Here is a 26,352-nt window from a genome sequence, read left to right as displayed (position 1 = left end):
TGAACTATATCATTATTTCAGAAATTTGTCCATATTTTTGTGCGGATTGACGTTCGGATTTCTGTTTTTTACAAATCCTCCGTCATCATTATAGGCAAAATACCCATTTACTTAATTCAATTTGTCCAGATTATGGCAGGCCGCATAATGTCCTTTGCTGACCTCACGCCACTGCGGTACTTCTGCCGCACACTGTTCTGTCGCGTACGGACATCTGGTGCGGAAACGGCATCCGGATGGCGGATTCAGCGGACTCGGAACATCCCCTTCCAGGACAATACGCTTGTTTGCTCTTGCAGTTTCTGGATCTGCGATCGGAATCGCTGAAATCAGGCTTCTGGTATATGGATGAACATTGTGGAAAATCAGTTCATAACTGTCTGCCAGTTCCACCAGTTTTCCAAGATACATAACACCGATACGGTTGGAAATATGTTTCACTACCGAAAGGTCATGGGCAATGAACAGATAGGTCAGTCCCATCTCTGCCTGAAGATCTTCAAACATATTGACCACCTGTGCCTGAATGGATACGTCCAGTGCGGAAATCGGCTCATCACAGACAATGAATTTCGGGTCTACTGCCAGAGCACGGGCAATTCCCACACGCTGACGCTGTCCTCCGGAAAACTCGTGGGGATAACGGTTGGCATGCTCGGAGTTCAGTCCCACACACTCCAGAAGATGCTGTACCTTATCGTAACGCTCCTTCTTATTTGCAGCCAGATGATGAATATCAATGCCCTCTCCTACGATATCCGCTACCGTCATTCGGGGGTCCAGACTTGCATACGGATCCTGAAATACAATCTGCATTTCCCGGCGGTAGGGTTTCATATCCACAGCTGTTTTTGTACCAAATTTCGGTTTGCCCTGTTCTATGATGTCATTACCGTTTTCATCTTTCAGAGCAACATTGCCGCTGTCAAATAACACTTTGTCATTGTAGATAATACGGCCTTTGGTCGGTTCGTAAAGACGGAGAATCGAACGGCCGGTCGTTGTCTTGCCGCAGCCGGACTCTCCTACCAGCCCAAGAGTTTCTCCCTTGTTGATAAAGAAGGAAACATCATCGACCGCCTGTACATATTTTTTCTTTTTACCATATCCTCCTGCCGGAAAATACTGGTAGAGGTGTTCCACCTTCAGTAATTTATCACTCATTACTTATTTCCTCCTTCCAGTTCCGCTTTCTGATTCATCCAGCATGAAGAATAATGAACATCACTGAAATGCATAACCGGAGCTTTCTCTCTCAGACAGATTTTCATACATTTATCGCATCTTGAAGCAAACGGACATCCTTTCGGCGGATTCAGCATATCCACCGGTGTTCCTTCGATGGGAACCAGACGTTCATGTTCTTTGCTGTCCATTCTCGGGATGCTTCGGATCAGACCCTTGGTATATTCATGCTTCGGACGATAGAAAATATCATCTGTCGTACCATATTCCACGATATTTCCAGCATACATGACCGCAATATGGTCACACATACTTGCAACCACGCCAAGGTCATGAGTGATCATCATGATCGCCATTCCCAGTTTGTCCTTCAGTTCCATCATCAGTTCCAGGATCTGTGCCTGAATCGTCACATCCAGAGCTGTCGTCGGTTCATCCGCGATCAGAAGCTTGGGTTCACATGCAAGTGCGATTGCGATCATAATGCGCTGACGCATACCGCCGGAAAGTTCATGCGGATACTGTTTCAGACGTTTCTGCGGCTCATTGATTCCTACCAGTTCCAGAAGTTCCACTGCTCTTGCCTGGATTTCCGCCTTGCTCTTATCGGTATGCAGTTTCAGCACTTCCCGAATCTGATTACCGATGGTATAAACCGGATTCAGACTGGTCATGGGATCCTGGAAAATAATGGAAACTTCTTTTCCGCGGATTTTCCGCATCTCCTTTTCTGTCATATCATTGATGCGGTGTCCGTTAAAATCAAGAGTTCCTCCCAGAAGCTTTCCGGGATGAGCAGTCAGCCCCATCAGACTGTAGGCGGTTACCGATTTACCGGAACCACTCTCACCTACAATACCAAGAACTTCTCCTTCTTTTATATGAAATGTGACATCATTCAAAGCCTTGACTTCTCCTGCCGGTGTGAAGAAGGAGAGTCTCTCATGTTCAATACTTACCAAATAATCACTCATCAGATTTGTCTCCTCTCTAATTCTTCATCTTCGGGTCAAATGCATCACGAAGACCATCTCCCAGCAGGTTAAAGCTCAGAATGATCAGACTGATCAGCAATGCCGGAATAAACAACAGGTACGGATAAGTATTCAGACCGTTGATGGCATCACTGGCAAGACTTCCAAGAGAAGGCATCGGCACGGCAACACCAAGTCCCAGGAAGCTTAAGAAACTCTCAGTAAAAATAGAAGACGGGATCTGCAGTGTTGTTGTTACGATCAGAGTTCCGATACAGTTGGTAAGCAGATGTTTTTTGATAATTCTGCCTGCAGATGCACCAAGAGCTCTGGCTGCTGTTACATATTCACTTTCTTTCAGCATCAGGATCTGGCTGCGGACCATACGGGCCATTCCACCCCAGTACAGAAGCGCAAATACGATGAAAATACTGATCAGGTTACGTCCCAGTATCTGAATCCATCCGAATCCGGGAACCGTGGAAAGACGTTCCAGCGGATCTTTCAGTGCAAAAGATAACAGTACGATCAGAAGAACATCCGGTATGGTATAAATGATATCCACGACTCGCATCATCAGAATATCCACCCATCCGCCGCAGAATGCAGCAATGGAACCAAATACGGAACCAACTACCAGAATGATCACAGCAGCTACCAGACCGACAATCAGGGAAACACGACTTCCCATCATAACACGGATCGCATAGTCACGTCCCATTTTGTCTGTACCGAGAATATGCGGAAATACATGCTCTCCTGCTTCTTTTCTTTCAAGCTCTGCTGCTGAATACGTCATCGGTGTCAGATTCTCACTGCCTTTGATCTGCTCTTCATAAGTATACGGATAAAATGACGGTACGATAAACGCACAGATCATGATCAGAACAATCACTGCCAGACTGACCATAGCAATTTTATTTTTGCGCAGACGGCGCATACCATCTTTCCAGAAGCTGACGCTGTCACGCATGACTACAAGATTTTCTTTTTCTTCGTCGGAAGCGGGCAGGAAATCATCCAAATCCAACTGCATATTTAACGGATTTTCTTTCATTTGTCCTCTCCTCCTATTTCAGTTTGATACGCGGGTCTACCAGTTTGTAGACAATATCCACAACAACATTCATCAGTACCATCAGTGTTGCCAGGAAAATAGTCGTTCCCATGATAACCGTATAATCACGGTTTGTAATGGAACTGATAAATTCTCTTCCAAGACCAGGAATAGAGAAGATTTTCTCAACGATAAAGCTTCCTGATACTGTGTAGGCCAGCAATGGTCCCAGGTAGGTAACAACCGGAAGGATTGCATTCCTCAGCGCATGCTTGAACAGACATACAAACTGGCTTAAACCTTTTGCTTTGGAGGTACGCATATAATCCTGTCCCAGTACATCCAGCATGGAAGAACGCATCAGACGGGTAATATAAGCAGTCGGATAAAATGCCAGTGCAATGATCGGCATAATATAATGTTTCCAGGTTCCCAGTCCCAGAGTAGGCAGCCATCCCAGTTTGACACCCAGGGTATACATCAATAATGTACAGATCACAAAACTGGGGACTGCAATTCCGCAGGTGGCGATCACTATGATAATATTATCTGTCACCTTTCCCCTGTGCAGAGCCGACACACATCCCAGCGGTACTCCCACGAAAAATGCCACCAGAACGGCAAGTCCGCCGATTTTGGCAGAGACCGGGAATTTGGATGTAATAATGGAGGAAACGGTACGTCCTCTCTGTTTCAGACTGTCTCCAAAATCTCCATGAAGCGCATCCTTCATATAAGTGATGTACTGTTCATGCAGAGGTTTGTCCAGACCATACTTTGCTTCCAAAGCTTCCAAAGCTTTGGGGCTTACTGCCTTTTCTGACAAGAATGGTCCGCCGGGAACCAGATTCATCAGGAAAAAGGTCAGTGTGGCAACCAGCCAGATTGTTACTACTGCCATCCCAAGGCGTTTTGCAATATACTTTGCCATAATACAATCTCCTTTTTCTTTTGACCTAAAAAAACTGACAGTATACGACTATCAGTCTCTACGTCCGGTTAATGTAAAGTGTTACTTTAATAAAAAACTAATGTGTTTATTTTAGACAATTTTTTTTCGTGTGTCAATCTGTTTTAACTCTATTTCAGAAATCATCTGCAAATTTCGTCATATTTCACTATTTTCGGTATTTCTCCGCAGCCTGCCCTCTAACGTAAAACAGGAGCCTGTATATAAGGCTCCTGCTTCTGTGAATATGTGTATATAAAGATAGGTTAGAAGGCTTATGATGTTTCAGAGTAAAACCGTTCCATTACGGCTTCACTGTTATCTCTTGGAAAGTACTTCCTCTTCGTATTTCTCAACTTCTTCAAACCACTGGAATCCTGCAGGCACACCGCATTCTTCGCAGTAATAATCCCATACATCTCCGAACGGGAAGGTCTTTACTTCTTCCTGAACGGTCATCAGCTTGGTCAGGTTGTTGGACTCCTGAAGTGCTTTCATTTCTGCGTTCGGCTGAAGAAGTGCGAACAGCAGGGATTTCTGCATATTTCTCAGACCGGTTGTCCATGCAGAAATACGGTTGATACTTGCATCAAAGTAATCCAGTGCGATATAAACACGATCCAGAGCATCGTTTCTTACGATTTCTTTTGCAATTTCTCTTGTCTCATCATCAAAGAGAACTACATGGTCAGAATCCCAGCGAACCGGACGTGTTACATGCAGAGCCAGTTCCGGGAAGAAGCACAGCAGAGAAGAAATCTTATCAGAAACAACTTCTGTCGGATGATAATGACCATTGTCCATCAGAGGAAGGCATTTATCTTTGTGTGCTGCTGCGAAGGAAAGAGCAAATTCTGCGCTTCCTGCTGTATAGGATTCTACACCGATACCGAAAACCTTGGACTCTACGCACGGTTTTACAAGATTGGTATCAAACGGCTCGGAAAGGATTTCCTCGATGGATTCTTTATAACGCATTCTCGGTCCAAGTCTGTCGCCAGGAATATCTTTGTATCCGTCACCGGTCCAGATATTCATAACACATGGAATACCGGTCTCTTCAGCAAAATACTGGGAAATACGGATGCAGGCTTTGCCATGTTCGATCCAGAATTTTCTGGTTTCTTCATCCGGGCTTGACAGAGTCAGACCATCTTTCACCTTCGGGCTGGAGAAGAAAGTCGGATTGAAATCAAGACCCATACCTCTTTCTTTTGCAAATTCTACCCATTTTTTGAAATGTTTCGGCTCCAGTTTATCTCTGTCGACCCACTCACCATCCTCAAAAATAGCGTAGCATGCATGAACATTGATTTTTTTCTTACCTGGTGCAAGAGACATTACCTTGTCCATATCTGCCATCAGCTGTTCCGGTGTGGTAGCTTTTCCCGGATAATTACCGGTAGTCTGGATACCGCCTGTCAGAGGACCATCCTGGTCAAATCCCTTTACGTCGTCTCCCTGCCAGCAATGCAGAGAAACAGGAACGTTTTTCAGAATTTCCACAGCCTTGTCTGTATCAACGCCAATGGCTGCATATCTGGCTTTGGCTTCTTCGTATCTTTCTTTAACTGTCATTCTTGTTTCCTCCTGTTCATTTGAATATAGGAAAGCAGATGTATGTAGTCTGCTTTCCTGTTTATACAGAAAAGCAGATATTTTTCACTCCGCTTTTCTGTTATTTCCTGTCAATCCGAATCATTCCGGTTTGTAAATCTTGATACCAAAGGATTCATGAATCATGGTACGTGCTTCTTCAATACTATGGAATTCTCCGGCTTTCAGCATCTGGGCAGTAATATTACCGATTGCAGTTGCTTCTCCAGGGCCTGCATGCACTTCTTTGCCGGTAGCTTTGGCTGTCAGTTCATTCAGATAGCCTGCATTGGAACCGCCGCCTACTACATGAATACGGCTGTAGGTTCTGCCTGTCATTTCTTCCAGTTCTTTTGCAGTTTTCGCATAGCATTCTGCAAGGCTGGTGTAAATAACAGTTGCGATCTCACCCATTGTCTCCGGAACCGGCTGTCCTGTTCTGCGGCAGTAATCTTTGACTTCTTCTGTCATGTTTTCCGGAGAAAGGAAGCATTCATCATTTGCATCTACTCTGGACGGGAAATCTTTGGCCTCTTCAGCCATGGAGCAGATTTCCGCAAAACTGTACATATCGTTGACTTCATGACGTACGGACTGAATCATCCAGAGACCCATGATATTCTTCAGATAACGGAATCTTCCTGCATAACCGCCTTCATTGGTAAGGTTCATTTCGCAGCTCTTTCTGGAGCAGTCTGCAGTTTCTCTTTCCAGCCCCATTAAGGACCATGTTCCGGAACTGATGTAGATAAAGTCATCATCATTTGCCGGTACAGCCAGTACAGCAGATCCTGTATCATGAGTTGCAGGTGCAACTACTTCCAGGTCAAATCCTACTTCCTTCTGAACTTCTTCAGAGAGATGTCCGATCACAGTACCCGGCATGATCAGCTTCTGGAAAATCTTTCTCGGATAGCCGAGCATATCGATCAGTTCGTAATCCCACTCCTTGGTATGCGGATTTACCAGCTGACCTGTGGTAGCTTCTGTATATTCGTTGGTTTTTTCACCTGTCAGAAGATAATGGAAATAATCCGGCACATGAAGAAGTGTTTCTGCCTGTTCCAGATATTCCGGATGTTTTTTCTTAACAGCCATCAGCTGATAAACAGTGTTGAAGATTGCCTTCTGGATACCGGTTCTTGCATACAGGTCTTCCAGAGAAATAATCTTGTAAACTTCTTCATCCATACCATCGGTACGATGATCACGATATCCGACAGTATTTCCCAATACCTTGTCATCTTTGTCAAGAAGTACAAAGTCAACACCCCAGGTATCTACACCCATACTTACCGGAATCTTGTCCATTTCTTTACATTTCTTCATACCGATGATGATTTCTTTGAAAATGCGGTCAAATTCCCAGCAGAGTTCTCCGTCTTTTTTTACCATTCCGTTTTCAAAACGATGAACTTCTTCCAGCTCCATTTTTCCATTTTCCATATGTCCCAGAATCAGACGTCCGCTGGATGCTCCCATGTCTACTGCTAAATAGTATGTTGCCATTGTAAAACCCTCCTAAATATGTAAGATTTGTAAAACTTTTGTGCATATTGCTGTTTTCACGTGAGTTCTTTCATATTTGATAATAACATATTACTATAGTTTTCATCAATAGTGAAGAACCTTGTTTGTCAAAAAAAGTGTCTTTATTTGCAATCATAATTTCCCGGATGTATCCGGTTCTTTCTTATCTTCTCATGATTCATACTGTATTTTTCTCTGTGCCTCTTCCAGAGAATCCTCAAAACCGGCAGAAACAAGTGCCTGGAGTGCTGCTCCATAAGCGGCTTCTTCCGTACATACGGGAATCTTCACTGGCATACGGAAGATGTCTCCTGCAAGTTCCCGCATCAGAGCATTGCGCCGGAGTCCGTTTCCGGAGCCCACCAGATTTGCTGCTTTGGTTCCTGTTATGGAACACATCTCCCCGTACATTTCTTTTAATTCTCCCAGAATTCCCTGCAGCATCCCCAGAGTCATGGCTCCCGGATAAAAGTTTTCCACACTGATGGAGGAAATGCTGCCTCTTTCTCCGGGATTGCTTCTTGTTCCGGAAAAAACCGTCCTGATTTTCCATGCTGCTTCTTTTCCATAGGCATCCATAAATTCACGGGCCTGCTGTTCCATCCTGCGATACATCTCTTTGGAATCCTCTGTACCGGAAACTTCCCGGTAAAATTTTTCCAGCATGGCATAGGCTCTTCCTCCGCAGAGTCCGGAACCCACCATCAAAAAATGCCTGCCCGTACATGGACGAAGTTCAATGGAACCATGAGCATCTACATATCGTTCTGTACCAAAAGAGACCTGACTTCCTGTACCGATATTAATCAGAACCGTATTTGACAGATCCTTTACGGAGCCAATCACACTTGCCTGGTTATCACCAAGAGAAGCGATTACCGGAATGTTTTTCGGGAACACTCCAGAAGTAACTCCCACAACCGGATGTCCGGATAGAATCTCCGGCAAAACAGAAAGATCCAATTCCTGTTCTTCCAGTTCCTGTCTGCAGAAATCTCCCAGCTCCAGATCAAAGCATCCCCAGCTTGCAGCCATATCCCCTGCAATAAACGGATCGCATCCTCCGCACAGTTTCATGGCAATATAGTCACTGATGGTTACCATCTTTCGGGCGTTCTCCGGAACAAGTCCTTTTTTCTGCAGATAATAATGTGTAATCAGGCCGTACCCGGACGCAGCCGATCCTGCAGCACTCTGGAGAATCTCCACACTTGTCCTGCCATCCGGAAGAAACTCGTTTCCGCTTCCATCCTGCCATGTATAAAGAGGACTTACTGCCTCACCCTTTTGGTCTACATACAGAAATCCATGCATCTGACCGGTCATTCCAATACATTTCGGCACACCATTTCTGCTGATCAGTTCTGCTGCTGCCTGCTCTGTCAGTTTCCATATAACCTGCGGATCCTGAACCTTACTGTATGCGGGATATCCTTTCAAAAACGATTTATGAGGAATCGTCAGACTGTCCAGAAGCTTTCCGGTCTCGTCATCCATCATAATCACACTGATCGTTGTTGTTCCAATATCAATTCCCATTACAGACATTTGTGTATTCCCCCTGCCATCTTTTTCCCATTCATCCGTATACCAAAGAAGGCCGCACACCTGTTCCCGGTGTACGACCCTCCATGGTTAAATCACTCTATCTGCGTAGAGAAACTTTCGTTCATGTCAGTACAAAATTAGTTTTTTTACAGATTAGTCATACAGGTTCGGAGCGATTGTCTCGTCTTCGATATTTGTTGCATCATACCAGTAACCATCTGTAGGAACGTCAGAAACTTCCTGTCCGTTTGCAGCTGCTGTAAGAGCATAGATTGCATAGTAGCCCATCATCAGAGGAGACTGTGTAACTGCACCAAGGAATGTGCCATCCTGTACAGCTGCTTTAATGATAGAACCAGCATCGAAACCAACACCGATTACATCGCCTGCTGCTGCGTCAGAACCAAGAACGTTCAGGTTTGCGTTAGCTGCAAGAACACCTTCTGCTGCTGTCTGGTTGGAACCGAAGATAGCGATGCAGTTTTCTTTGGAAAGGATAGCCTGAGCTTCTGTGGAGCAAAGCTCTACAGTTGTCTGTGCCGGAACTGCAACCTGGATCACAACGTCTGCATCTGCTTCTGCTGCATCTGCTGTTGTTGCTGCGTTTACATAGAATTCGTTACCAGCTACTGCAACAGTTTTTCCATCTGCCTGAAGCAGTTCGATCATCTTGTCAATGAATCCGCCGCCACGCTGCTGAATATTCAGAGCGGTTGCATCCTGGTTGATTTCACCGATGATAACCTGTCCTTCTGCGTTTGCGATAACATCTTTGATTGCTGCATACATATTTTCAGCTGCAACAGCACCAGCCTGTGCATTATCTGTACAAACTTCTGCTACTACGGAGCCTTCCGGAGCATCAGCAACACCGGTATCAAATGTAACTACCGGGATACCTTTGTCTGCACATGTCTGAAGAGCTTCCAGTACAGAAGAAGTATCACATGCTGCAAGACCAAGACCAGCCGGGCTTGTTCCGATTGCTGTGTTGATCATGTTTACCTGGTCAGCGATATCAGATTCGCTGTTCGGTCCCTGTGCTTTGAAAGTAACGCCAAGTTCTTCAGCAGCCATTTCCATACCTTTCATAGCTGCTTCCCAATATGTAGACTGGAAAGATTTTACCATCATCGGGAATTCGTAAGCTTCATTAGCTGTCAGTCCCTCAAACTGTGCGGTAGGATCCTCTGCTGCAAATACTGGTGTAACGGCCATACCTGCCACCATTGCTGTACTGATTCCCAGTGCGATCACTTTTTTCATTGTCATTTTGTTTTCCTCCTTTTATTATATAGCTTTGTTTATGTAAAAACGTTCGCCGTTTCACATATCTTAATAAAATTTACTGCATTCCCTTTTTCTCTTTGAGAATATCGATCAGGACCGCAACGATCAGAACGATACCTGTGATAATCTGCTGCCAGTTAGCCTGAAGACCAATATAGGGAAGACCGGTCTTCAAAAGCATGATTACATAAATACCTACGAAGGTTCCAAGAATGGATCCATATCCGCCGGATGCTGCAACACCACCTACAAATACACCGCCGATGGCATCCATTTCAAGACCTGCACCGGTACCCGGCTGTACAGTAGGAGTAACTGCTGCATATGCAGTTGCTGCAAGACCTACAAACAGACCGCAGACAACATATACCATTACATGATAGAACTTTACATTGATTCCGGAAAGAGCTGCTGCTTCTTTGTTGGAACCGATAGCGATCGTATAACGACCAAATTTCGTATGGTTCAGAACGAATTCCATCAGAAGAACCATAAGAACCATCCAAAGGAAACCAATCGGATAACGGTCAGCACTTCTTCCTGAACCGATGGTAAGCTTATAGATAGAATGGAACCAGCCGCCTTCCTGTGTAAGTCCCGGCCATGGAGTTGCACTGCACAAAGAACCGATACCACGGGTAATCATACAGGTACAAAGAGTAGCCAGGAATGGCGGAAGATTCATAATACCAATCAGGCTGCCGTTGATTGCACCGAACAGAACGCCCAGCAGCACACATACCAGCATTGCAACAATAACAGGACATCCGTAGCTTCTGATCAGAGTTCCGCCGATCAGTGCGTAACAAACCATTCCTGTTCCGATTGACAGGTCTACACCGGCTGTAATAAGCGGAAACGTAACACCGATTGCCATCAGAAGGTCATAGTAGGAAAAATCCAGAAGGCTCAGAAGAGTATTATACTGTCTGAACTCTTTACTCATCACTGAGAATACTGCTGTCAATGCAATAACAACTAACAAAACAATAAATCTCTGATCACTTAAAATACTTTTTTTCTTCTTAGTCATGACTGTCCTCCTTAATCGATATTTCGTGTAGCCTTGTTCATAATGTTTTCCTGGGTTGCTTCGGAAATATCAATATTTCCTGTAACTTTACCCTCACACATAATGATGATTCGGTCACTCATACGGAGAACTTCTGTCATCTCTGAAGAAATCATGATAATTGATTTACCCTCAGCTGCCAGTTTGTTCATTAATTTATAAATTTCGTTCTTGGCACCAACGTCGATACCTCTGGTAGGCTCATCGAAGATCAGAATATCACTGTTTCTTGTAAGCCACTTGGCAATAACCACTTTCTGCTGGTTACCACCGGAAAGATTTACAACAAGCTGATCTGCAGTAGGTGTCTTTGTTGCAAGTTCCTTAATGTATCTCTCGGTTACTTCTTTCTCTTTGGCTGAGTTGATCAGAAGACCACTTGTAAACTCTTCCATAGTAGCCAGAGTTGTATTTTCAATACAGGACTTCTGTACGACACATCCGTATCTTCTTCTGTCCTCTGAAAGATAACCGATACCATATTTCACAGCATCCTGCGGGCTGTTGATGGTTACTTCATGAAGCTGACCGTCTTTTCCCATAACAGAAATCTTTCCGCTCTGTTTCGGATCTGCGCCAAACAGGGCTCTGGCTGTCTCTGTACGTCCGGCACCCATCAGTCCGGAGAAACCGAGAATCTCTCCTCTGCGAAGTTCAAAGCTGACATCCTGAACCATCTTGCCTGCATTCAGATGTTCTACCTTAAGAACAACAGGAGCGTCCGGAGCAACCATGCTGTGCTGTTTCGGATCTTCGTAAATAACACGGCCAACCATCATATTGATGATATCTTCCTTGGAGCTCTCAGCGGTAACCAGAGTTCCTACATAACCACCGTCTCGCATAACAGTTACACGGTCTGTGATAACCTTGATCTCATCCATACGATGTGAAATATAGACAATTCCCAGTCCCTTTTCACGAAGGTCACGGATGATGACAAACAGGTCAGCAATTTCTTTCTCTGTCAGAGCTGCAGAAGGCTCATCAAAGATAATAACCTCCGCCTTATGAGAAATCGCTTTTGCGATCTCGCACATCTGCTGTTTACCAACAGTAAGATTATGCATCTTCTCTTTCGGGTCAATATCAATATTCAGCTCTCTGAAAAGTTTCTTGGAATCCTCGATCATTTTCTTATCATCAATGCGGAAGCCCTTCTTCGGCTCACGTCCGATGAAAATGTTCTGAGCGACGGTAAGGTCACCCACCATATTTAATTCCTGATGTACGATTACAACACCTGCATCCTGCGCTTCTCTTGTGTTGTGGAATTCCACTTCTTTGCCTTTGTAGGTAATGGAACCGGAGTCCTTCTGGTAAATACCGGTCAGAACCTTCATCAGTGTAGATTTTCCGGCACCATTTTCTCCCATAAGAGCATGCACTTCACCGCGTTTCACCTCGAAATTAACGTGATCCAAAGCATGAACTCCAGGAAAGGACTTATCAATGTCTTTCATTGTCAAAATAACTTCACTCATTGCTGCATCCTCCCTTCACATTAATTCTTTCTGCGTCTTGCAGAAACATCGGCATAAACTGCTACGATTACGATGATACCGGTAATGATCATCTGCTGTCCCTTTCCAAGACCAAAGGCCATGATGCCCTGCTGTAAAAGAGAAATGATACATACACCGATCACTGTGCCGCCGATGGATGCAAGTCCGCCTGCCATGGATGTACCGCCCATAACGCAGCCTGCAATAGCCTCGTTGTTGTACTGGTCACCATATCCCGGCTGAACCGTTGTATAGGTAGCTACGAAGAACAGAGCTGCGATTCCTGCCATCAGTCCGCAGATGATGTATGCAAGCATACGCCATTTCTTCGTGTTAACACCGGAAAGACGAACCGCCTCACTGTTGGAACCAAGGCAAAGGATATAACGTCCCGGTCTGGTACGATAAAGAACAACACCGCAGAGAACAGCAACTGCCAGAAAAATCACAAGACCTACCGGAAATCCGTTGTAGGAAACAATGTTTCTGAACCATCCATTCTCAGGGTCATTACCTAACGGCCAGCTTACAGACTGGGTCTTGGTAAATACTGATGCAAGACCTTTTGCAATGTTCATGGATGCCATGGATACGATAAATGCCGGTACCGACATATAGGATACGAGCCATCCGTTAAAGATTCCGAAGCAGGTACCAACCAGAATACAGATTACCATAGATAAGATGCATGGAACACCGTAGCTGGTCATGCAGTAACCGGAAATCAGTGCACAGCAGAACATTACCGGTCCGATGGAGAAATCAATTCCTCCGGTAGCAATTACAAATGTAACGCCGAGTGACAAAAAGCCCAGGAAATACACATAGTTCAATGTGGATTTGATACTGTCGGCAATCGGGAATTTACTTCCCAGTGCGGCTCTGAAAACCACGAACATAAGAATCAGAATCCCCACCAACAGGATTCTGTTAAGTCCGAGCTTTTTTACGATTGGATTATGTTTCAGCTTTTCCAATTTTTTCCCTCCCTATCTTTTTTTACACTCTCGTGTTTTGTCTTAATAATAATAACTTTTTATTCTTCTGATGAAAATGGAAATTCTTCTAGAAAAAGGTTAAAAATTTACGATACCGTAAATTTTTAACCTTTTTCATACAGAAGCGATTTACTCCCATCCATTGCTGTCAAATGGAAACAGAAGCTTCTCGTTTTCACTGGTATACATATTTTCGGGAGTCACTACTTCGGATCCGGAATCAATATTTTTTTCCACATGTTCTCCTTTGAGCATTTTCACAGTTTCTTTCAGTCCAAGATATCCCATTTTGAACGCTTTCTGAAGAACCAGGCACTGGAAGACTCCCTGCTCCATCAGTTCTACAGCCTCCTGCGAACTGTCGATACCGACCACTTTTACCCTGCCTTCCAGACCGGAATCTCTGATTGCCCGGGCTGCTCCAACAGAAGAATATTCATTCAGACCTGCGATCAGTTCCAGATCCGGATATTTTCCCAGAAGTTCCATTGTCAGTCGATAGGATTTTTCATACATGGAATCACAGTAGACCACTTCCGCAATATTCTCTGATTTATCCCCGAGTCCCTCACGGAATCCCTGCTCGCGCTCCAGGGCGGTTGAAACTCCTTTTACATGGCATACCACCGCGATCCGGCTGTCATCATCCAGAAGCTTTGCCGCATACTCGCCCAGTTTTCTACCGGCTTCCAGATTGTCCGTTGCGACAGTCAGATCCTGAATTTCATCTTTCGTATAGGAATCGATGTAGACCACAGGGATTCCCTTCTCTTTCGCAGTTCTCAGAAGTTCCTCTGATTCTGTAAAACTGGACGGTGAGATCATCAGTGCATCCGGTTTCATCTCAATGGCCTGAGCCAGAAGTTCATTCTGCCGTTCTACATCCTGTTCTCTGTCTGGCCCCATAATCTCCACAGAAACACCATATTCTTTTGCCGCCATATTCACCCCTGCGATCAGAGATGTCCAGAAATCGTTGGTTTTATCGATTGTTTTTGGGATATAGACAAGGGACCAGTTCTGATTTTTGCTGCGGCAGTCCGAGAAACGCAGTCCCAGAAACAGAGCGAGCGCAGCAATCACGATTCCCAGAATCATCATTCTTTTTTTATGTTGTCTCATGGGCGCCCTCCTGGTTCATAGGAATCGTAATGGTTGCCATAGTTCCTTCGCCTACACGGCTTCGATAGGTAATTCCAAAGTCACTTCCATAATACAGCTGAAGCCGTTTCTGCACATTATAGACTCCGACTCCATTGGAGTTATAATTCACTTTGTGTCTTTCAAAAATATGATCCAGAGTCTGCTGATCCATACCGACTCCGTTATCAATGATCTCCAGGACTGCACGGTCATTTTCCGCATAACCGTGAACGATCAGAAGCCCCCGGCTCTCTTTGTATTTCAATCCATGATAAATGGCATTTTCAATGATCGGCTGAAGAACCAGTTTAATGATCATGACTTTGCTGATCTCGGGAGCAACATCAATCTGAAATTCCAGCTTGTCTTTGTAGCGCATTTTCTGAATCGTGAGATAACTTCTGGCATATTCCACTTCCTGCCCGACAGAAACCAGTTCATCCTCATTACTGATACTCTGACGGAGAAGGCGTGCCAGAGAAGCAGTCATCAGCACCACTTCTTCATTCTTTTTGCCTTCCGCCATCCAGATGATGGAATCCAGCGTATTATACAGAAAATGCGGATTGATCTGTGACTGAAGAGCTTTCAGCTCACTCTTTCTCTTTTCTTTCTGTTCATAGATATTCTGCTCCATCAGCTCCTGGATCCGGTGTGTCATTACATTAAAGGAGGTTGTCAGGCTCCCGATCTCATTCTCAGAAACTACTTCCACATCAGCAGTCTCAAAATCTCCTTCCTGAACTTTTGCCATGGAATCACGCAGGCGCTGGATCGGAAGTGTGATATTTCTTGCAATCAGATTCGAGATCAATAATGCAATGACCACAAGCGCAGCTGCCATCAGAATATAAATACTCTGCGCCTGTCTGCTGTTCTTCATCAGTTCTCCCACATTCATGCACCCGACAACCGTCCATCCTGTTTTTTCTGATCTGGAAATGGTATAAAGTTTTCCATTATCACTGTTGTCGGTAATCACCGTATCAGAATCCGCATTCATGACAATATCAATATTCTCTGTCTGCAATTCATTGTAAAGCTGCTGCTGCTGCGGATGATAAACAATATTTCCATTCTCATCCACGATAAAGATATAACCTTTTTCCCCGATGCTGTTGTTATCACACAATCCACTGATTGCGCTGTAATTCAGATCAATAAAGAAAATACCGTCTCTGTCCTTCCCATTGTCCAGATTATTCGGAATCCTGCGGCTCAGTGTAATGACCCACGGCCTTTCCCCCTGGATCACATGCTGCACATGAGAAGATGTCAGGCTGGATGCTCCCTCACTGGACATTGCCTTCTGATACCACTCCTGTCCCTCAATATCCAGATAAGGATTCAGAGTCTGCGTTCCTTCATTCACCAGATATTTGCCGCCCACGCAGAGGACACCCAGATTACGGATATCGTTACGGCTGTTAAGAATTGTGGAGTACTGACTCGAAAGCCTCTTTCTGAATTCCGAACTGTCATTGTCCGAAAAAAGAAAATTCTGTACATCATCACTCTCCGAAACCATCAGCGCAATATTATCCATGTAATCAATATAGGAATCGATATTCTGGGTCATCTGCTGTATGATTGTTTTTGTGTATACAACGGAATTCTCAAAAATAGAAGAACGGGTATATCTCATGGAAACAGCGGTTACAATAACGACCGCACAGAGAACCAGTACTGATATTGCCATAAATATCGAACTCTGTATACTTTTAAACTTTCCCAGAATCCGTCCATATTCTTTTTTGCCTGTCATTTACGATACTCCCTGGCATACTCGGTAGGAGTTTTTCCGGTGATCTTTTTGAACGAGATTCCGAAGTAATGGGGATCGGAAAATCCTACTTTTTCTGCGATCTCATAGTTTTTGAGGGTTGTATTTTCCAAAAGCTCTCTTGCCTTATCCATACGGGTGCGAATCAGTACTTCCATAAAGGTCTCGCCTGTTACTTCCTTGAATATCGTACTGAAATAACTGGTACTGATACTTAAATAAGAACAGATACTGTTCAGACTCAGATTGGGATCCATGTAATTATTCTGTATATAATCCAGTGCAAGACTGGCCTGACGCTGGCCGCTAGAGCTGTTCAGACTGGACAGTTTCTCAAATACTTCTTCCGCATATTCCTTGACCAGACCGATGGCCTGCTGAAACGTACTCTGCTCTGTCACATTGCGCAGCAGAGTCTCACTTCCCCGGAGCGGCTCCTCCCGCTCTGTCTGTAAAGACTCACTGGCACTTCCGACTGCACGGACAATCTGCTGCAGATACATGCATGCACGGCTTTTTTCCACAAGTGCATCTTTAATTTCCTGCTCCATCCGCGACAGGCATAGTTCCATCGTTTCTTTTTTGCCGGTTTTCAAACTGTCTGTAAGCTGTTCCAAAGTATCATACAGAGAGATTTCTCTGTTCGGTTTTTTCTCTTCCATATCCAGAAGGAGGCTGCCACCCAGCAGATAACGATACTGTATTGCTTTGGCAGCCACGTCATGAGAAAGTATCAGATCTTCCAGGTTTCTCACCCATCCGCCGATTCCCATGGAAACTTCGATTCCGATCACTTCTTTTACTTTCTGCTGGATTTCTCTGCAGATACTGCGGATTTTATTGTTCGAATCCCGTGTCCGCACTCCCTGAAACAGAATACACACACGGTTGCTGCCTTCCTGATAAGCAATTCCTGCGGATTCCCTCTCAGCGATCTCATTGCTGATATTATAAAGGACAAATGCCATCAGGGCGCTCTCTTGCCGCTTTTCCACATCCACTTTATACATATCCGAGTAAAGGTCAATGTCAAACACCGCCACTCTGTAATTGGGACCGACAAGTTCGATTCCCATATTTTTCAGCTGCGCAAGACTCTCATTTACATCCTGTGAACAGCCAACAAGTGCTTCAATCGCCTTGGAGCGGATGATCTGCGCATTTTTGCGGTAATTCTCGGAGGCTTTTGTGAGATTTTCCAGTTTCCGTTTTTCTTTCTGACGCTGGTCTACTTTTTCTTTCATCCGACCGATCACAGCAGTCAGTTCCATGGCTGTGATCGGTTTCAGAAGATATTCGCTTACATTATACTGAATTGCTTTTTTGGCATACTCAAATTCCCCGAATCCGCTGAAGATCACAATCACAATATCCGGATAGTTATCGTGCAGAAAATGACTCAGTTCCATGCCGTCCATATAAGGCATACAGATATCCGTTAATACAATATCAACCGGGTGCTTGTTTACAAACTCTGCTGCTTCCTGCCCGTTCTGGCAGTCCCCCACAAGTTCACAGTCCATGCCGGCCCAGTCAATATTTTCCCTAATCGCATCACGCACAAGAATCTCATCATCCACAAGTAAAATACGATACATAAATTCTGCCTTCTCCGTTCATTTTTCTTAAAAGCCGCACACTATTCTATTCTTTCAAAAATACGGCATCTATTCTTTTATGTTATCATGTTTCAGCAATTTTTACAATTGTCGTTTCATGAAGCAGTTTCTTATATTGCAGAAAAATACAGAGAACGCTCCTGTAATTTTGCTATATCACAGGAAAATGCAAAGCACACTCCTGTAATCTTTATCTATATCACAGGAAAATACAAAGCACTTTCCTGTAATGTAAAAAAACAGAAATCTCCTGCAGAAAACCAGATGCCAAAAAGCACCGGATTCTGAAGAAGATTCCTGCTTATTGATGAAAGACTTAAAAACGTCCTTAACCGACAAGTCCCCTCTTATTATTTCACGATCACTCCATCTTCGTCCCAGAGATCATGCCAGTCGTTGGCACCTTCCCACAGGAATACATGGCCTTTGATCAGGCGGTTGTTTTTATCCAGTGATTTGATGATTTCCATTTCTTCCTCTGTCAGCGGATCTTCTGTCACACACTGAAGATTCTTGGTATAATTCTTTTCTTTCAGGGAGAATGGAATCGGAGTCTGGCCTCTCTGAACTGCCCACTTGATGCAGACAACTGCCGGATGGACTCCATGAGCCTCTGCGATTTTTTTCAGTTCCGGAAGTTCGATATCCGCAATATCTTCCGGCATTTTGTCACGTTCCGGACGTTCCGGAGAACCGATCGGGCAGAAGCCTACCACTTCAATATTATGTGCACGGCAGTAATCAAACAGCTCCGGCTGCTGGAAGCATGGATGAAGTTCCATCTCAATAGCTGCCGGCTGGATTCTGCACAGTGGAAGAACTGCTTCCAGTTTCGGAATGGTCATGTTTGACATACCGATGTGTTTTGTAAGTCCCATATCCACAAGGCGTTCCATCTGTCTCCAGGTCTTCATAAAACGTTCTACCGTAAACGGCTTGGAATCCGGATTACGGGAATCCACGTCACAGTGCGGTGCATGGTAGTTCGGGAATGGCCAGTGTACATAGTACATATCCAGATAATCCAGCTTCAGGTCTTTCAGAGTTTTCGCACATGCCAGAAGAACATCTCCATCACCGTGCATGTCGTTCCATACCTTGGATGCAATAAAAAGCTCTTCTCTTTTTACAATGCCTTCCGCAAAAGCATCCTGGAAAACCTTTCCAATCTGATCTTCATTTCCATAGCAGGCTGCACAGTCAAAGGAACGGTATCCAACACGGATGGCACCTGCAACGGAAGCAGATACTGCATCCGGATCTGCATGGTCACTTCCAAAGGTTCCCATTCCCACTGCTGGCATTTTTACCCCTGTATACAGGGTTCTCTGTGGTACTGTAGACGGATCAATAAATGTCATTGTTCATTTCCTCCTTCAATATAAATGGTTATTTTATAAATAGTTATTTTTATTATCTTCTGAAGCTTTTTCAGTCCAGCCTGATAATCTGTACTTTCGGCAGAATTTCTTCCATATCTTTCTTTACAAAAAATCCGGTCTCTTCTCTCATGGCTGCTGCAGCAGAAATTGCACTGGCCTTTCGCAGGATTTCCTCCATCGGCAGTTTTTCACTGATTCCAAGCGCAAATCCGGCAATCATGGAATCACCGCATCCAACCGTATTCACTGCATCAATTTTCGGAACTTTCGCCTGAAAAACACCTTCGCCACACACTACAATGGAACCATCCCCGCCCAGAGAAACGGCAACGATCTCAATGCCTTTCTCATGTATAGCTTTAGCAGCCTCAATAATCTCTTCCAGATTATCGCAGGATGTTCCGGTCAGCATACGAATCTCATCAATGTTCGGCTTAATCATCGTCGGGCAGGATTCGATTCCCATTTCCAGCAGTTTGCCGCTGGTATCCAGAATCACCGGTTTCCCTGCGTCTTTTACGATTTTTACCAGTTTCTGGTAGGCGGTTCCGTCCAGTCCTTTTGGTACGCTTCCGGACATTGCCACCACATCCGCTTTTTGTACAAGCCCCTGAAATTTCTCTGTAAATCCGGCAAAATCCTCCGGTGTCAGTGTAAAGCCAGGCTCCAGAAATTCCGTCTGCACATGGTTCACTTCATCCCAGATGTTAATGCACGAACGGCTTTCTGCTTCTACATGATAAAAATCACTCTTAATATGAAACGGCAGCAGTTTTTCTTCAATATAATTGCCTGCATGACCGCCCACAAATCCCGTAGCAACCACTTCCGCGCCATAGATTGCGGCAGGTTTGGAAACATTCAATCCTTTTCCGCCAGGTACATAGGCACATTCTTTGACCCGGTTTACCTCGCCGACCTTATAGCCTTCCACCACATAGCGCTTATCAATTGCCGCATTTAACGTTACTGTCAGTATCATTTCCCGCATTCTCCTAATCTTCGTTCACAAGCAGGATCTTGCCCTTTACAAGTCCCGGTGTCTTGTACAGCTGGAATGCTTCCTGCGCCTGACTCATCGGTATCTTTTTGTAGATCAGATCCGGATCAAATTTCAGCTGCCCTGTTGCAAAATAATGTGCGGTAAGTTCCCATTCTTTTCCCGGGAATGGTGCACTGTAGGACATCCAGGAACCGGTAAGTTTGAATTCCTTGCGGTTCATATTTTCCCACTGCTTTGGTGTAAAGGAAAGGTCTACATGCGGTGTTCCGATAAAACATACATGCGCTTTATTGGCAGCCAGTTCAAATGCCATATGCATAGTCGGCACCTGTCCTGCGGTCTCAAAAACATATCCATAACCTTTACCGCCGGTAATGTCCATAGCAGTCTTCATAAAATCTTCTTTGGTTGTGTTGATCACTTCATCCGCACCCAGACGTTTTGCCAGAGCAAGACGTTCCTCGCTGATATCAAAAACAACAACTTTTCTGGAGCCGAAAATTTTTGCCCACTGCATAGTAAACATACCGATGGTGCCACCGCCGAGAATGGCAACATACTGTCCTCCCTGATAGTCATTCTGAAGCAGGCCATGAAGAGCAACGGTAGACGGCTCAAACATTGCTCCCTGTTCATAAGGAACGGATGCATCAAACGGTACTACATTTTTTTCCGGAAGAACCACATAATCCGCATTGCTTCCTTGCTCTCTGGAACCAATGAAACTATAATGCTTGCATAAAGAATAATTTCCGTTCTGGCAGTCATCACATTTCATGCACGGAAGAAGAGGTGCACCGGAAACACGGTCGCCGACTTTTGTCTTGGTAACGCCTTCCCCTACCTCTACTACATCTCCGGAAAATTCATGTCCCAGTACAATTGGATAAAAATGCACGCCGTTATGCAACACACGCGGGATATCCGATCCGCAGATTCCGGATGCCTTTACTTTTACTTTGACATACCCCGGTTTTACCTGTGGTTCTTCCACATCCAGATACTGTACATCCTCATTAGCTACAACTACTGCTGCTTTCATTTGTCAGTTCCTCCTTTTTTGAAAGACTTCTGTTTTTCAACTTTTATTTTTAGGTCATTTCAAAAGCACACGTTTTTATTTCTTTTATGCATTTTGAAAATATACCTGTTGCATCTTCATCATTCCTGAAAACACACGTTTTATCTCTTCATCAGGTTTTTCAAAGATTCATACACCTTCAGATAGGTCTGATAATTCTGATCATAGACTTCTCTGTTTTCCGGATTCGGATGATGTTCTCTTGTAGTTTTTACAGTCAGCGAAACCGCCTCTTCATAATCTTTATAAAATCCTACACCAACACCTGCAAGGATAGCCGCTCCCAGGGTGGTTGCCGTATCAGAAGACGGAACCACGATCGGTTTTCCGGTAATATCGGATTTAATCTGTGTCCACAGCAGAGAATTTGCGGAACCTCCCATGGCACGAAGTACCTCTGCCTCTGCACCTGCCTCCTCTGCCACTTCCAGATTGTGTCTCAGGGAAAAAGCAACCCCTTCCATACATGCCCGGACCATATGACCTTTGGTTTTGGAAAAATCCAGTCCATAAAATACGCCTTTGGCATCCGGGTTCCAGATCGGGGAACGCTCGCCCGCCATATAAGGAAGAAAAACCACTCCCTCACTTCCCGGTGCGACTTCTTCGGCAATCTCATTCAGCTGAACAAGAGAAGATTTCCCGTTCTGTTTCTGCATTTCCCGCTCATAACCGGCAAATTCTCTTTCAAACCAGCGCATGACACCACCGCCGCCGGTAGTTCCTCCCTGCAGCAGCCACTGTCCGGGAACCACATGATATCCCAGGATCAATCTTGGATCCGCTTTGTAGGTATCCATGCAGATACTCATTCCTCCGGCCTGACCGCCCTGTTCCTGCGTTTCTCCCGGATGAATCACTCCGGCTCCCAGTGTACCGCAGGCAGCATCCAGGCCTCCTGCAACCACCGGAGTTCCTTCTGCAAGGCCGCATTCCTGTGCGGCTTTTTTCGTAACAGTTCCGACAACCTGATCACATGGAACAATATCCGGCAGAAAATCCATGGGAATTCCAAGCTTTCTGCTCATCTCTTCATTCCAGCATCCATTTCTCATATCAAAGCAGTGAAGTCCGTATCCCTGCGATACATCCTGAGTCACAGCCCCTGTCAGTTTATAGGCAATATAACTGTTGGACTGCAGGATTTTGTCAATTTTTTTATATACATCCGGCAGGTTTTCCTGATACCAGAGAATCTTTGCAGTCGTATATGAGGGCTGAAGGGAATTCCCTGCCAGCGCAAAAATTTCATCGGCTCCTATTTCATTGTTCAGGCGGTCACAGATGGACTGCGCTCTGGTATCCATCCAGATCGGTGTATTGGTCAATACATGGCCCTCTTTGTCAATTGCAATCGCAGACCAGCTCTGTCCGTCAATTCCTACTCCTGCAATCTGGTCCGGACAGATTTTCCCGCTGTCCAGAGTTTTACCAATCGCATGGCAGACTGCCGTCCACCATTCCTCAGGATTCTGTTCCGCCCACCCCTCCTTCGGGTAATACACCGGATAGTCGCCTGTCGCAGCAGCAACCACATGACCTTCCCGGTCAAACACTGCCACTTTGCAGGCACTGGTACCGATATCAATGCCTAATAAATACGGTTTATTCATATATTCCTCCATATTTCACCACGGATCTGCCCATGATCATTTCTGTCTGCAGTTTTTCGGTGGTTATTGCTGTTTCTCCGTCTTCCAGATGTTTCAGAAGGATTCTTGCCACTTCTCTGCCGATTTCCTGTGTAGGCTGCGATACAATCGTGAGTTTCGGGCTGCATGCCCGGGCAAACTGCAGATTATCAAAACCGATGACCGACATTTGTCCCGGAATGGAAATCCCCAGTTCATTCAGTCCGATCACAGCCCCCATGGTCATTTCATAATTCGTAACAAAAACAGCAGTCATATCTTTGTTTCGATCCACAAGTGTTTCCAGAGCGCGAGCCCCGCTCTGAATCGTATAATCCCCGTGATAGATCAACGATTCCCGTACCGCAATTCCGGTTTCCTCATGAGCGGCATAATATCCTTTCATGCGTTCCCGGGCAGTAAATACATCTCTCGGTCCGCACACGATTCCAATATTCCTGTGTCCGTTCTTCAAAAGCAGTTCCACAGCGTCGTGAGCAGCTTTTTGATTGTCTACCAGAACACTGTCACACTCCATACCCTGAATTTTACGGTCAATCAGTACAACCGGTCTGCCTTTATCCTGAAATTCTGTCAGATGGCTTCCTGTAATATCCACCGGCATATTCACAATTCCATCTACTCGTTTGCGGGTCAGAAAATCCACAGCTTCTTTTTCCAGAGTTCTGTCTGTCCGGCAGTCACAGATAATGGTAGCGTAACCATGACTTCGCAGAATATCTTCCATTCCAGTGATAATTTCCGAGCAGAACACGTTATTCAGTTCTGGAATGACAACACCGATGGTCTTTGTCGCATTGGTCTTCAATCCTCTTGCGACCTCATTAACTTCATAGTGAAGTTCTTCAATAGCTTCTTCGATTTTTATGCGATTCTTCTCTCTTACATTTCCTCCATTAAAATAGGAAGAAATCGTAGCCAGTCCAAGCCCGGTACGTTTGGCGATATCTTTCATCGTTGCAGCCGTAAAAATCACCTCACCTCGTATCTGCTGTTTTCTTATTATTCTGCTTTTCCGTCACATCCGCAGACTTTCATACGGCTCATTACCAGTTCTTTGACTGCTGCAATACCGGCTTTTCCATATGCTTTCGGATCAATCGTATCTGGTTTTTCTTCCAGAAGCTCTTTCACTGCTTTGGTATATGCAGCACGAAGTTCTGTTGCAAAATTCACTTTACAGATACCCCGTTTTACACAGTCACGGACATCTTCGTCGGTAAGACCGGATGCACCGTGAAGAACCAGCGGAATATCTACCACTTCTCTGATTTCACTGAGACGTTCCTTGTCCAGAACCGGAGTTCCCACATAAAATCCATGTGCTGTTCCAATTGCTACTGCAAGAGAAGTTACTCCTGTACGCTCAACAAATTCTTTTGCTTCCTGCGGATCTGTATTAGTATCTGCCTCGGCTTCCAGATCATCTTCTTTACCGCCGACTTTTCCAAGTTCCGCCTCACATGGAATTCCCATTGCTGCAGCAACATCTGCTACTTTTTTGCTGACTTCCATATTTCCCTCAAGATCCAGTTTGGAACCGTCGATCATAACAGAAGTATATCCTGCTTTCATCGCCTGCATAGCCAGTTCAAAACTGCTGCCATGATCCAGGTGCAGACATACCGGTACTGTCGCTTTTGCTGCTTCTGCTGCTACGATTGCGGAGTACGTTTCCAGTGTTCCATATTTGATTGTTGATGGAGTTGTCTGGATCATGACCGGAGCTTTCAATTCTTCCGCAGCCTGAATGATGGCTTTAACCATCTCCATATTCTCTGCATTAAATGCACCAACTGCATAGCCGCCTTTCTGAGCGTTTAATAACATTTCTTTCGATGTAACTAATGGCATAATTTTTTCCTCCCTGTTCTGTGATTGTTTTGTATGTGCCTGATATCATCCTGTTTTTTGATTGTTTTGTATGAACCTGATATCATTGTGTCTCGTATAATCAACACTAACGTGGATTATACTAATCAGATCTGATTTCTCCGATCTGGAGCACCGGATTGTACATTTTCTATTCTCTGGCAATCCTTTTTTCATGTGTACGCACTATGTTGTCTCAGAAACCGAAACGTTTCTGTTTAATTTCATATTACCTCATCCCTATCTTCCTGTCAACCATAAAAATTTCATCATTTCCCGGAAAATATTGCCTTGTTTTCATTCCAAAATCAAGTTATGGTATAGAGTAGCGAAAAAGAGATTCTGCTTCGTACGTTATGGAAAATCAGTCACAGCGGACATACGCTGCTGCTGAAATGAAAGGAGAAATGAATATGTTAAAAGGAATTCCTGAAATTTTATCCCCTGAATTATTAAAGGTTTTGTGTGAAATGGGACATAGTGACCGTCTTGTTATTGCAGACGGCAATTTCCCGGTAGAATCCATGGGCAAGAATGCAATCACGATCCGCTGCGATGGACATGGTGTTCCGGAAATTCTGGATGCGATCCTTCAGTTATTCCCTCTGGATACTTATGTAGAGCATCCTGTGAATCTGATGGAAGTAATGCCTGGTGATAATGTAGAGACTCCGATCTGGGATACCTATAAAGAGATTATTGCCAAACATGATGAGCGTGGTGCTGCAGCAGTTGGTAATATCGAGCGTTTTGCATTCTATGATGAAGCAAAAACTGCTTACTGCATTATTTCTACAAGCGAAAAGGCTCTTTATGCAAATGTTATGCTGCAGAAGGGTGTTGTAATTAACGGATAAGTTTTTTTATATGGGGTGTTTTAAGGCGCTGTTGGTTCCGGCAGAAGGGGTTCTGCGGAGGCAATGGCGCTTTCGTTTTTGTGCCGGATTATGAAATTGTTATGTATATGCCTGAAAATCAAAGTGAGTTTTTGTTAATTAAAGAAGGCTTTAGTTCAGCAACTGTATGTGAGAATTCTTCGAGTTTTACTATGCGTATGGTTTTCTCCGGAACTTTGGTTCAGTGCGAAACACTGTGAAGTGTGATGTGAAAAAC

At 44.6% G+C, this 26,352-nt stretch carries 21 protein-coding genes; 1 reads left to right on the top strand and 20 read right to left on the bottom strand.

Annotated elements, in window-relative coordinates:
- Nucleotides 1-111 precede the first annotated feature (111 nt).
- The 20 genes from ACTNEW_RS12740 to ACTNEW_RS12645 all read right to left on the bottom strand — a co-directional run bounded on the left by ACTNEW_RS12740 (nt 112) and on the right by ACTNEW_RS12645 (nt 25,221).
- Entirely contained in the window at nt 112-1,164 is a 1,053-nt protein-coding gene (locus ACTNEW_RS12740; protein WP_441061641.1) for an ABC transporter ATP-binding protein, read from the bottom strand.
- The gene (locus ACTNEW_RS12735; RefSeq protein WP_441061638.1) at nt 1,164-2,159 is read right to left on the bottom strand and encodes an ABC transporter ATP-binding protein; all 996 of its coding nucleotides are present in this window, start codon (nt 2,157-2,159) and stop codon (nt 1,164-1,166) included. The genes ACTNEW_RS12740 and ACTNEW_RS12735 overlap by 1 nt, the downstream gene beginning before the upstream one ends.
- A gap of 16 nt (nt 2,160-2,175) precedes the next feature.
- The gene (locus tag ACTNEW_RS12730; protein WP_441061635.1) at nt 2,176-3,216 is read right to left on the bottom strand and encodes an ABC transporter permease; all 1,041 of its coding nucleotides are present in this window, start codon (nt 3,214-3,216) and stop codon (nt 2,176-2,178) included.
- Between the two features lie 13 nt (nt 3,217-3,229).
- Nucleotides 3,230-4,147: an ABC transporter permease gene (locus ACTNEW_RS12725; RefSeq protein ID WP_441061632.1), complete on the bottom strand. Its 918-nt coding sequence runs from the start codon at nt 4,145-4,147 to the stop codon at nt 3,230-3,232.
- A gap of 336 nt (nt 4,148-4,483) precedes the next feature.
- The gene (locus tag ACTNEW_RS12720) at nt 4,484-5,743 is read right to left on the bottom strand and encodes an L-rhamnose isomerase (RefSeq protein WP_441061629.1); all 1,260 of its coding nucleotides are present in this window, start codon (nt 5,741-5,743) and stop codon (nt 4,484-4,486) included.
- Nucleotides 5,744-5,863: 120 nt separating this feature from the next.
- Nucleotides 5,864-7,270 (bottom strand): rhamnulokinase, encoded by a 1,407-nt coding sequence (gene rhaB, locus ACTNEW_RS12715; RefSeq protein WP_441061626.1) that lies wholly within the window; start codon nt 7,268-7,270, stop codon nt 5,864-5,866.
- A 192-nt stretch (nt 7,271-7,462) separates the two neighbouring features.
- Entirely contained in the window at nt 7,463-8,839 is a 1,377-nt protein-coding gene (locus ACTNEW_RS12710) for a sedoheptulokinase (protein ID WP_441061624.1), read from the bottom strand.
- A 153-nt stretch (nt 8,840-8,992) separates the two neighbouring features.
- Nucleotides 8,993-10,111 carry a substrate-binding domain-containing protein gene (locus ACTNEW_RS12705; protein ID WP_441061621.1) on the bottom strand — a complete coding sequence of 373 codons (1,119 nt, stop codon included), beginning with the start codon at nt 10,109-10,111 and terminating at the stop codon, nt 8,993-8,995.
- Between the two features lie 73 nt (nt 10,112-10,184).
- On the bottom strand, nt 10,185-11,162 hold the full coding sequence (locus tag ACTNEW_RS12700) for an ABC transporter permease (protein ID WP_441061618.1): 978 nt from the start codon (nt 11,160-11,162) through the stop codon (nt 10,185-10,187).
- A gap of 11 nt (nt 11,163-11,173) precedes the next feature.
- Complete coding sequence (locus tag ACTNEW_RS12695; RefSeq protein WP_441061616.1) at nt 11,174-12,685, bottom strand: sugar ABC transporter ATP-binding protein; 1,512 nt, start codon at nt 12,683-12,685, stop codon at nt 11,174-11,176.
- A 20-nt stretch (nt 12,686-12,705) separates the two neighbouring features.
- Entirely contained in the window at nt 12,706-13,683 is a 978-nt protein-coding gene (locus ACTNEW_RS12690) for an ABC transporter permease (protein WP_441061613.1), read from the bottom strand.
- Nucleotides 13,684-13,833: 150 nt separating this feature from the next.
- Nucleotides 13,834-14,826, bottom strand: coding sequence for a substrate-binding domain-containing protein (locus ACTNEW_RS12685; RefSeq protein ID WP_441061610.1), 993 nt, complete (start codon nt 14,824-14,826; stop codon nt 13,834-13,836).
- On the bottom strand, nt 14,813-16,546 hold the full coding sequence (locus ACTNEW_RS12680; protein WP_441061608.1) for a cache domain-containing sensor histidine kinase: 1,734 nt from the start codon (nt 16,544-16,546) through the stop codon (nt 14,813-14,815). Before ACTNEW_RS12680 ends, ACTNEW_RS12685 begins: the two co-directional genes overlap by 14 nt.
- A 62-nt stretch (nt 16,547-16,608) precedes the next feature.
- The gene (locus ACTNEW_RS12675) at nt 16,609-18,228 is read right to left on the bottom strand and encodes a response regulator (protein WP_441061606.1); all 1,620 of its coding nucleotides are present in this window, start codon (nt 18,226-18,228) and stop codon (nt 16,609-16,611) included.
- A gap of 371 nt (nt 18,229-18,599) precedes the next feature.
- Nucleotides 18,600-19,610 carry an aldo/keto reductase gene (locus tag ACTNEW_RS12670; RefSeq protein WP_441061604.1) on the bottom strand — a complete coding sequence of 337 codons (1,011 nt, stop codon included), beginning with the start codon at nt 19,608-19,610 and terminating at the stop codon, nt 18,600-18,602.
- 70 nt (nt 19,611-19,680) lie between these two features.
- A complete protein-coding gene (pfkB, locus tag ACTNEW_RS12665; protein ID WP_441061602.1) occupies nt 19,681-20,613 on the bottom strand; it encodes a 1-phosphofructokinase in 933 nt (310 codons plus the stop codon).
- A 13-nt stretch (nt 20,614-20,626) separates the two neighbouring features.
- Complete coding sequence (locus ACTNEW_RS12660) at nt 20,627-21,676, bottom strand: galactitol-1-phosphate 5-dehydrogenase (protein ID WP_441061599.1); 1,050 nt, start codon at nt 21,674-21,676, stop codon at nt 20,627-20,629.
- A gap of 140 nt (nt 21,677-21,816) precedes the next feature.
- Nucleotides 21,817-23,328 (bottom strand): xylulokinase, encoded by a 1,512-nt coding sequence (xylB, locus tag ACTNEW_RS12655; protein ID WP_441061596.1) that lies wholly within the window; start codon nt 23,326-23,328, stop codon nt 21,817-21,819.
- Entirely contained in the window at nt 23,321-24,343 is a 1,023-nt protein-coding gene (locus ACTNEW_RS12650; RefSeq protein ID WP_441061593.1) for a LacI family DNA-binding transcriptional regulator, read from the bottom strand. Before ACTNEW_RS12650 ends, xylB begins: the two co-directional genes overlap by 8 nt.
- Before the next feature lie 26 nt (nt 24,344-24,369).
- Nucleotides 24,370-25,221 carry a class II fructose-bisphosphate aldolase gene (locus ACTNEW_RS12645; protein ID WP_441061590.1) on the bottom strand — a complete coding sequence of 284 codons (852 nt, stop codon included), beginning with the start codon at nt 25,219-25,221 and terminating at the stop codon, nt 24,370-24,372.
- Nucleotides 25,222-25,652: 431 nt separating this feature from the next.
- Here ACTNEW_RS12645 and ACTNEW_RS12640 point away from each other — a divergent pair, with 431 nt between their 5' ends.
- On the top strand, nt 25,653-26,096 hold the full coding sequence (locus tag ACTNEW_RS12640; protein WP_441061587.1) for an RbsD/FucU family protein: 444 nt from the start codon (nt 25,653-25,655) through the stop codon (nt 26,094-26,096).
- Nucleotides 26,097-26,352 lie beyond the last annotated feature (256 nt).

It is taken from the genome of Blautia sp. HCP3S3_G3, assembly GCF_052063365.1.
Lineage (GTDB): Bacteria > Bacillota > Clostridia > Lachnospirales > Lachnospiraceae > Blautia_A.
This window is presented reverse-complemented; position numbering and strand designations above follow the sequence as displayed.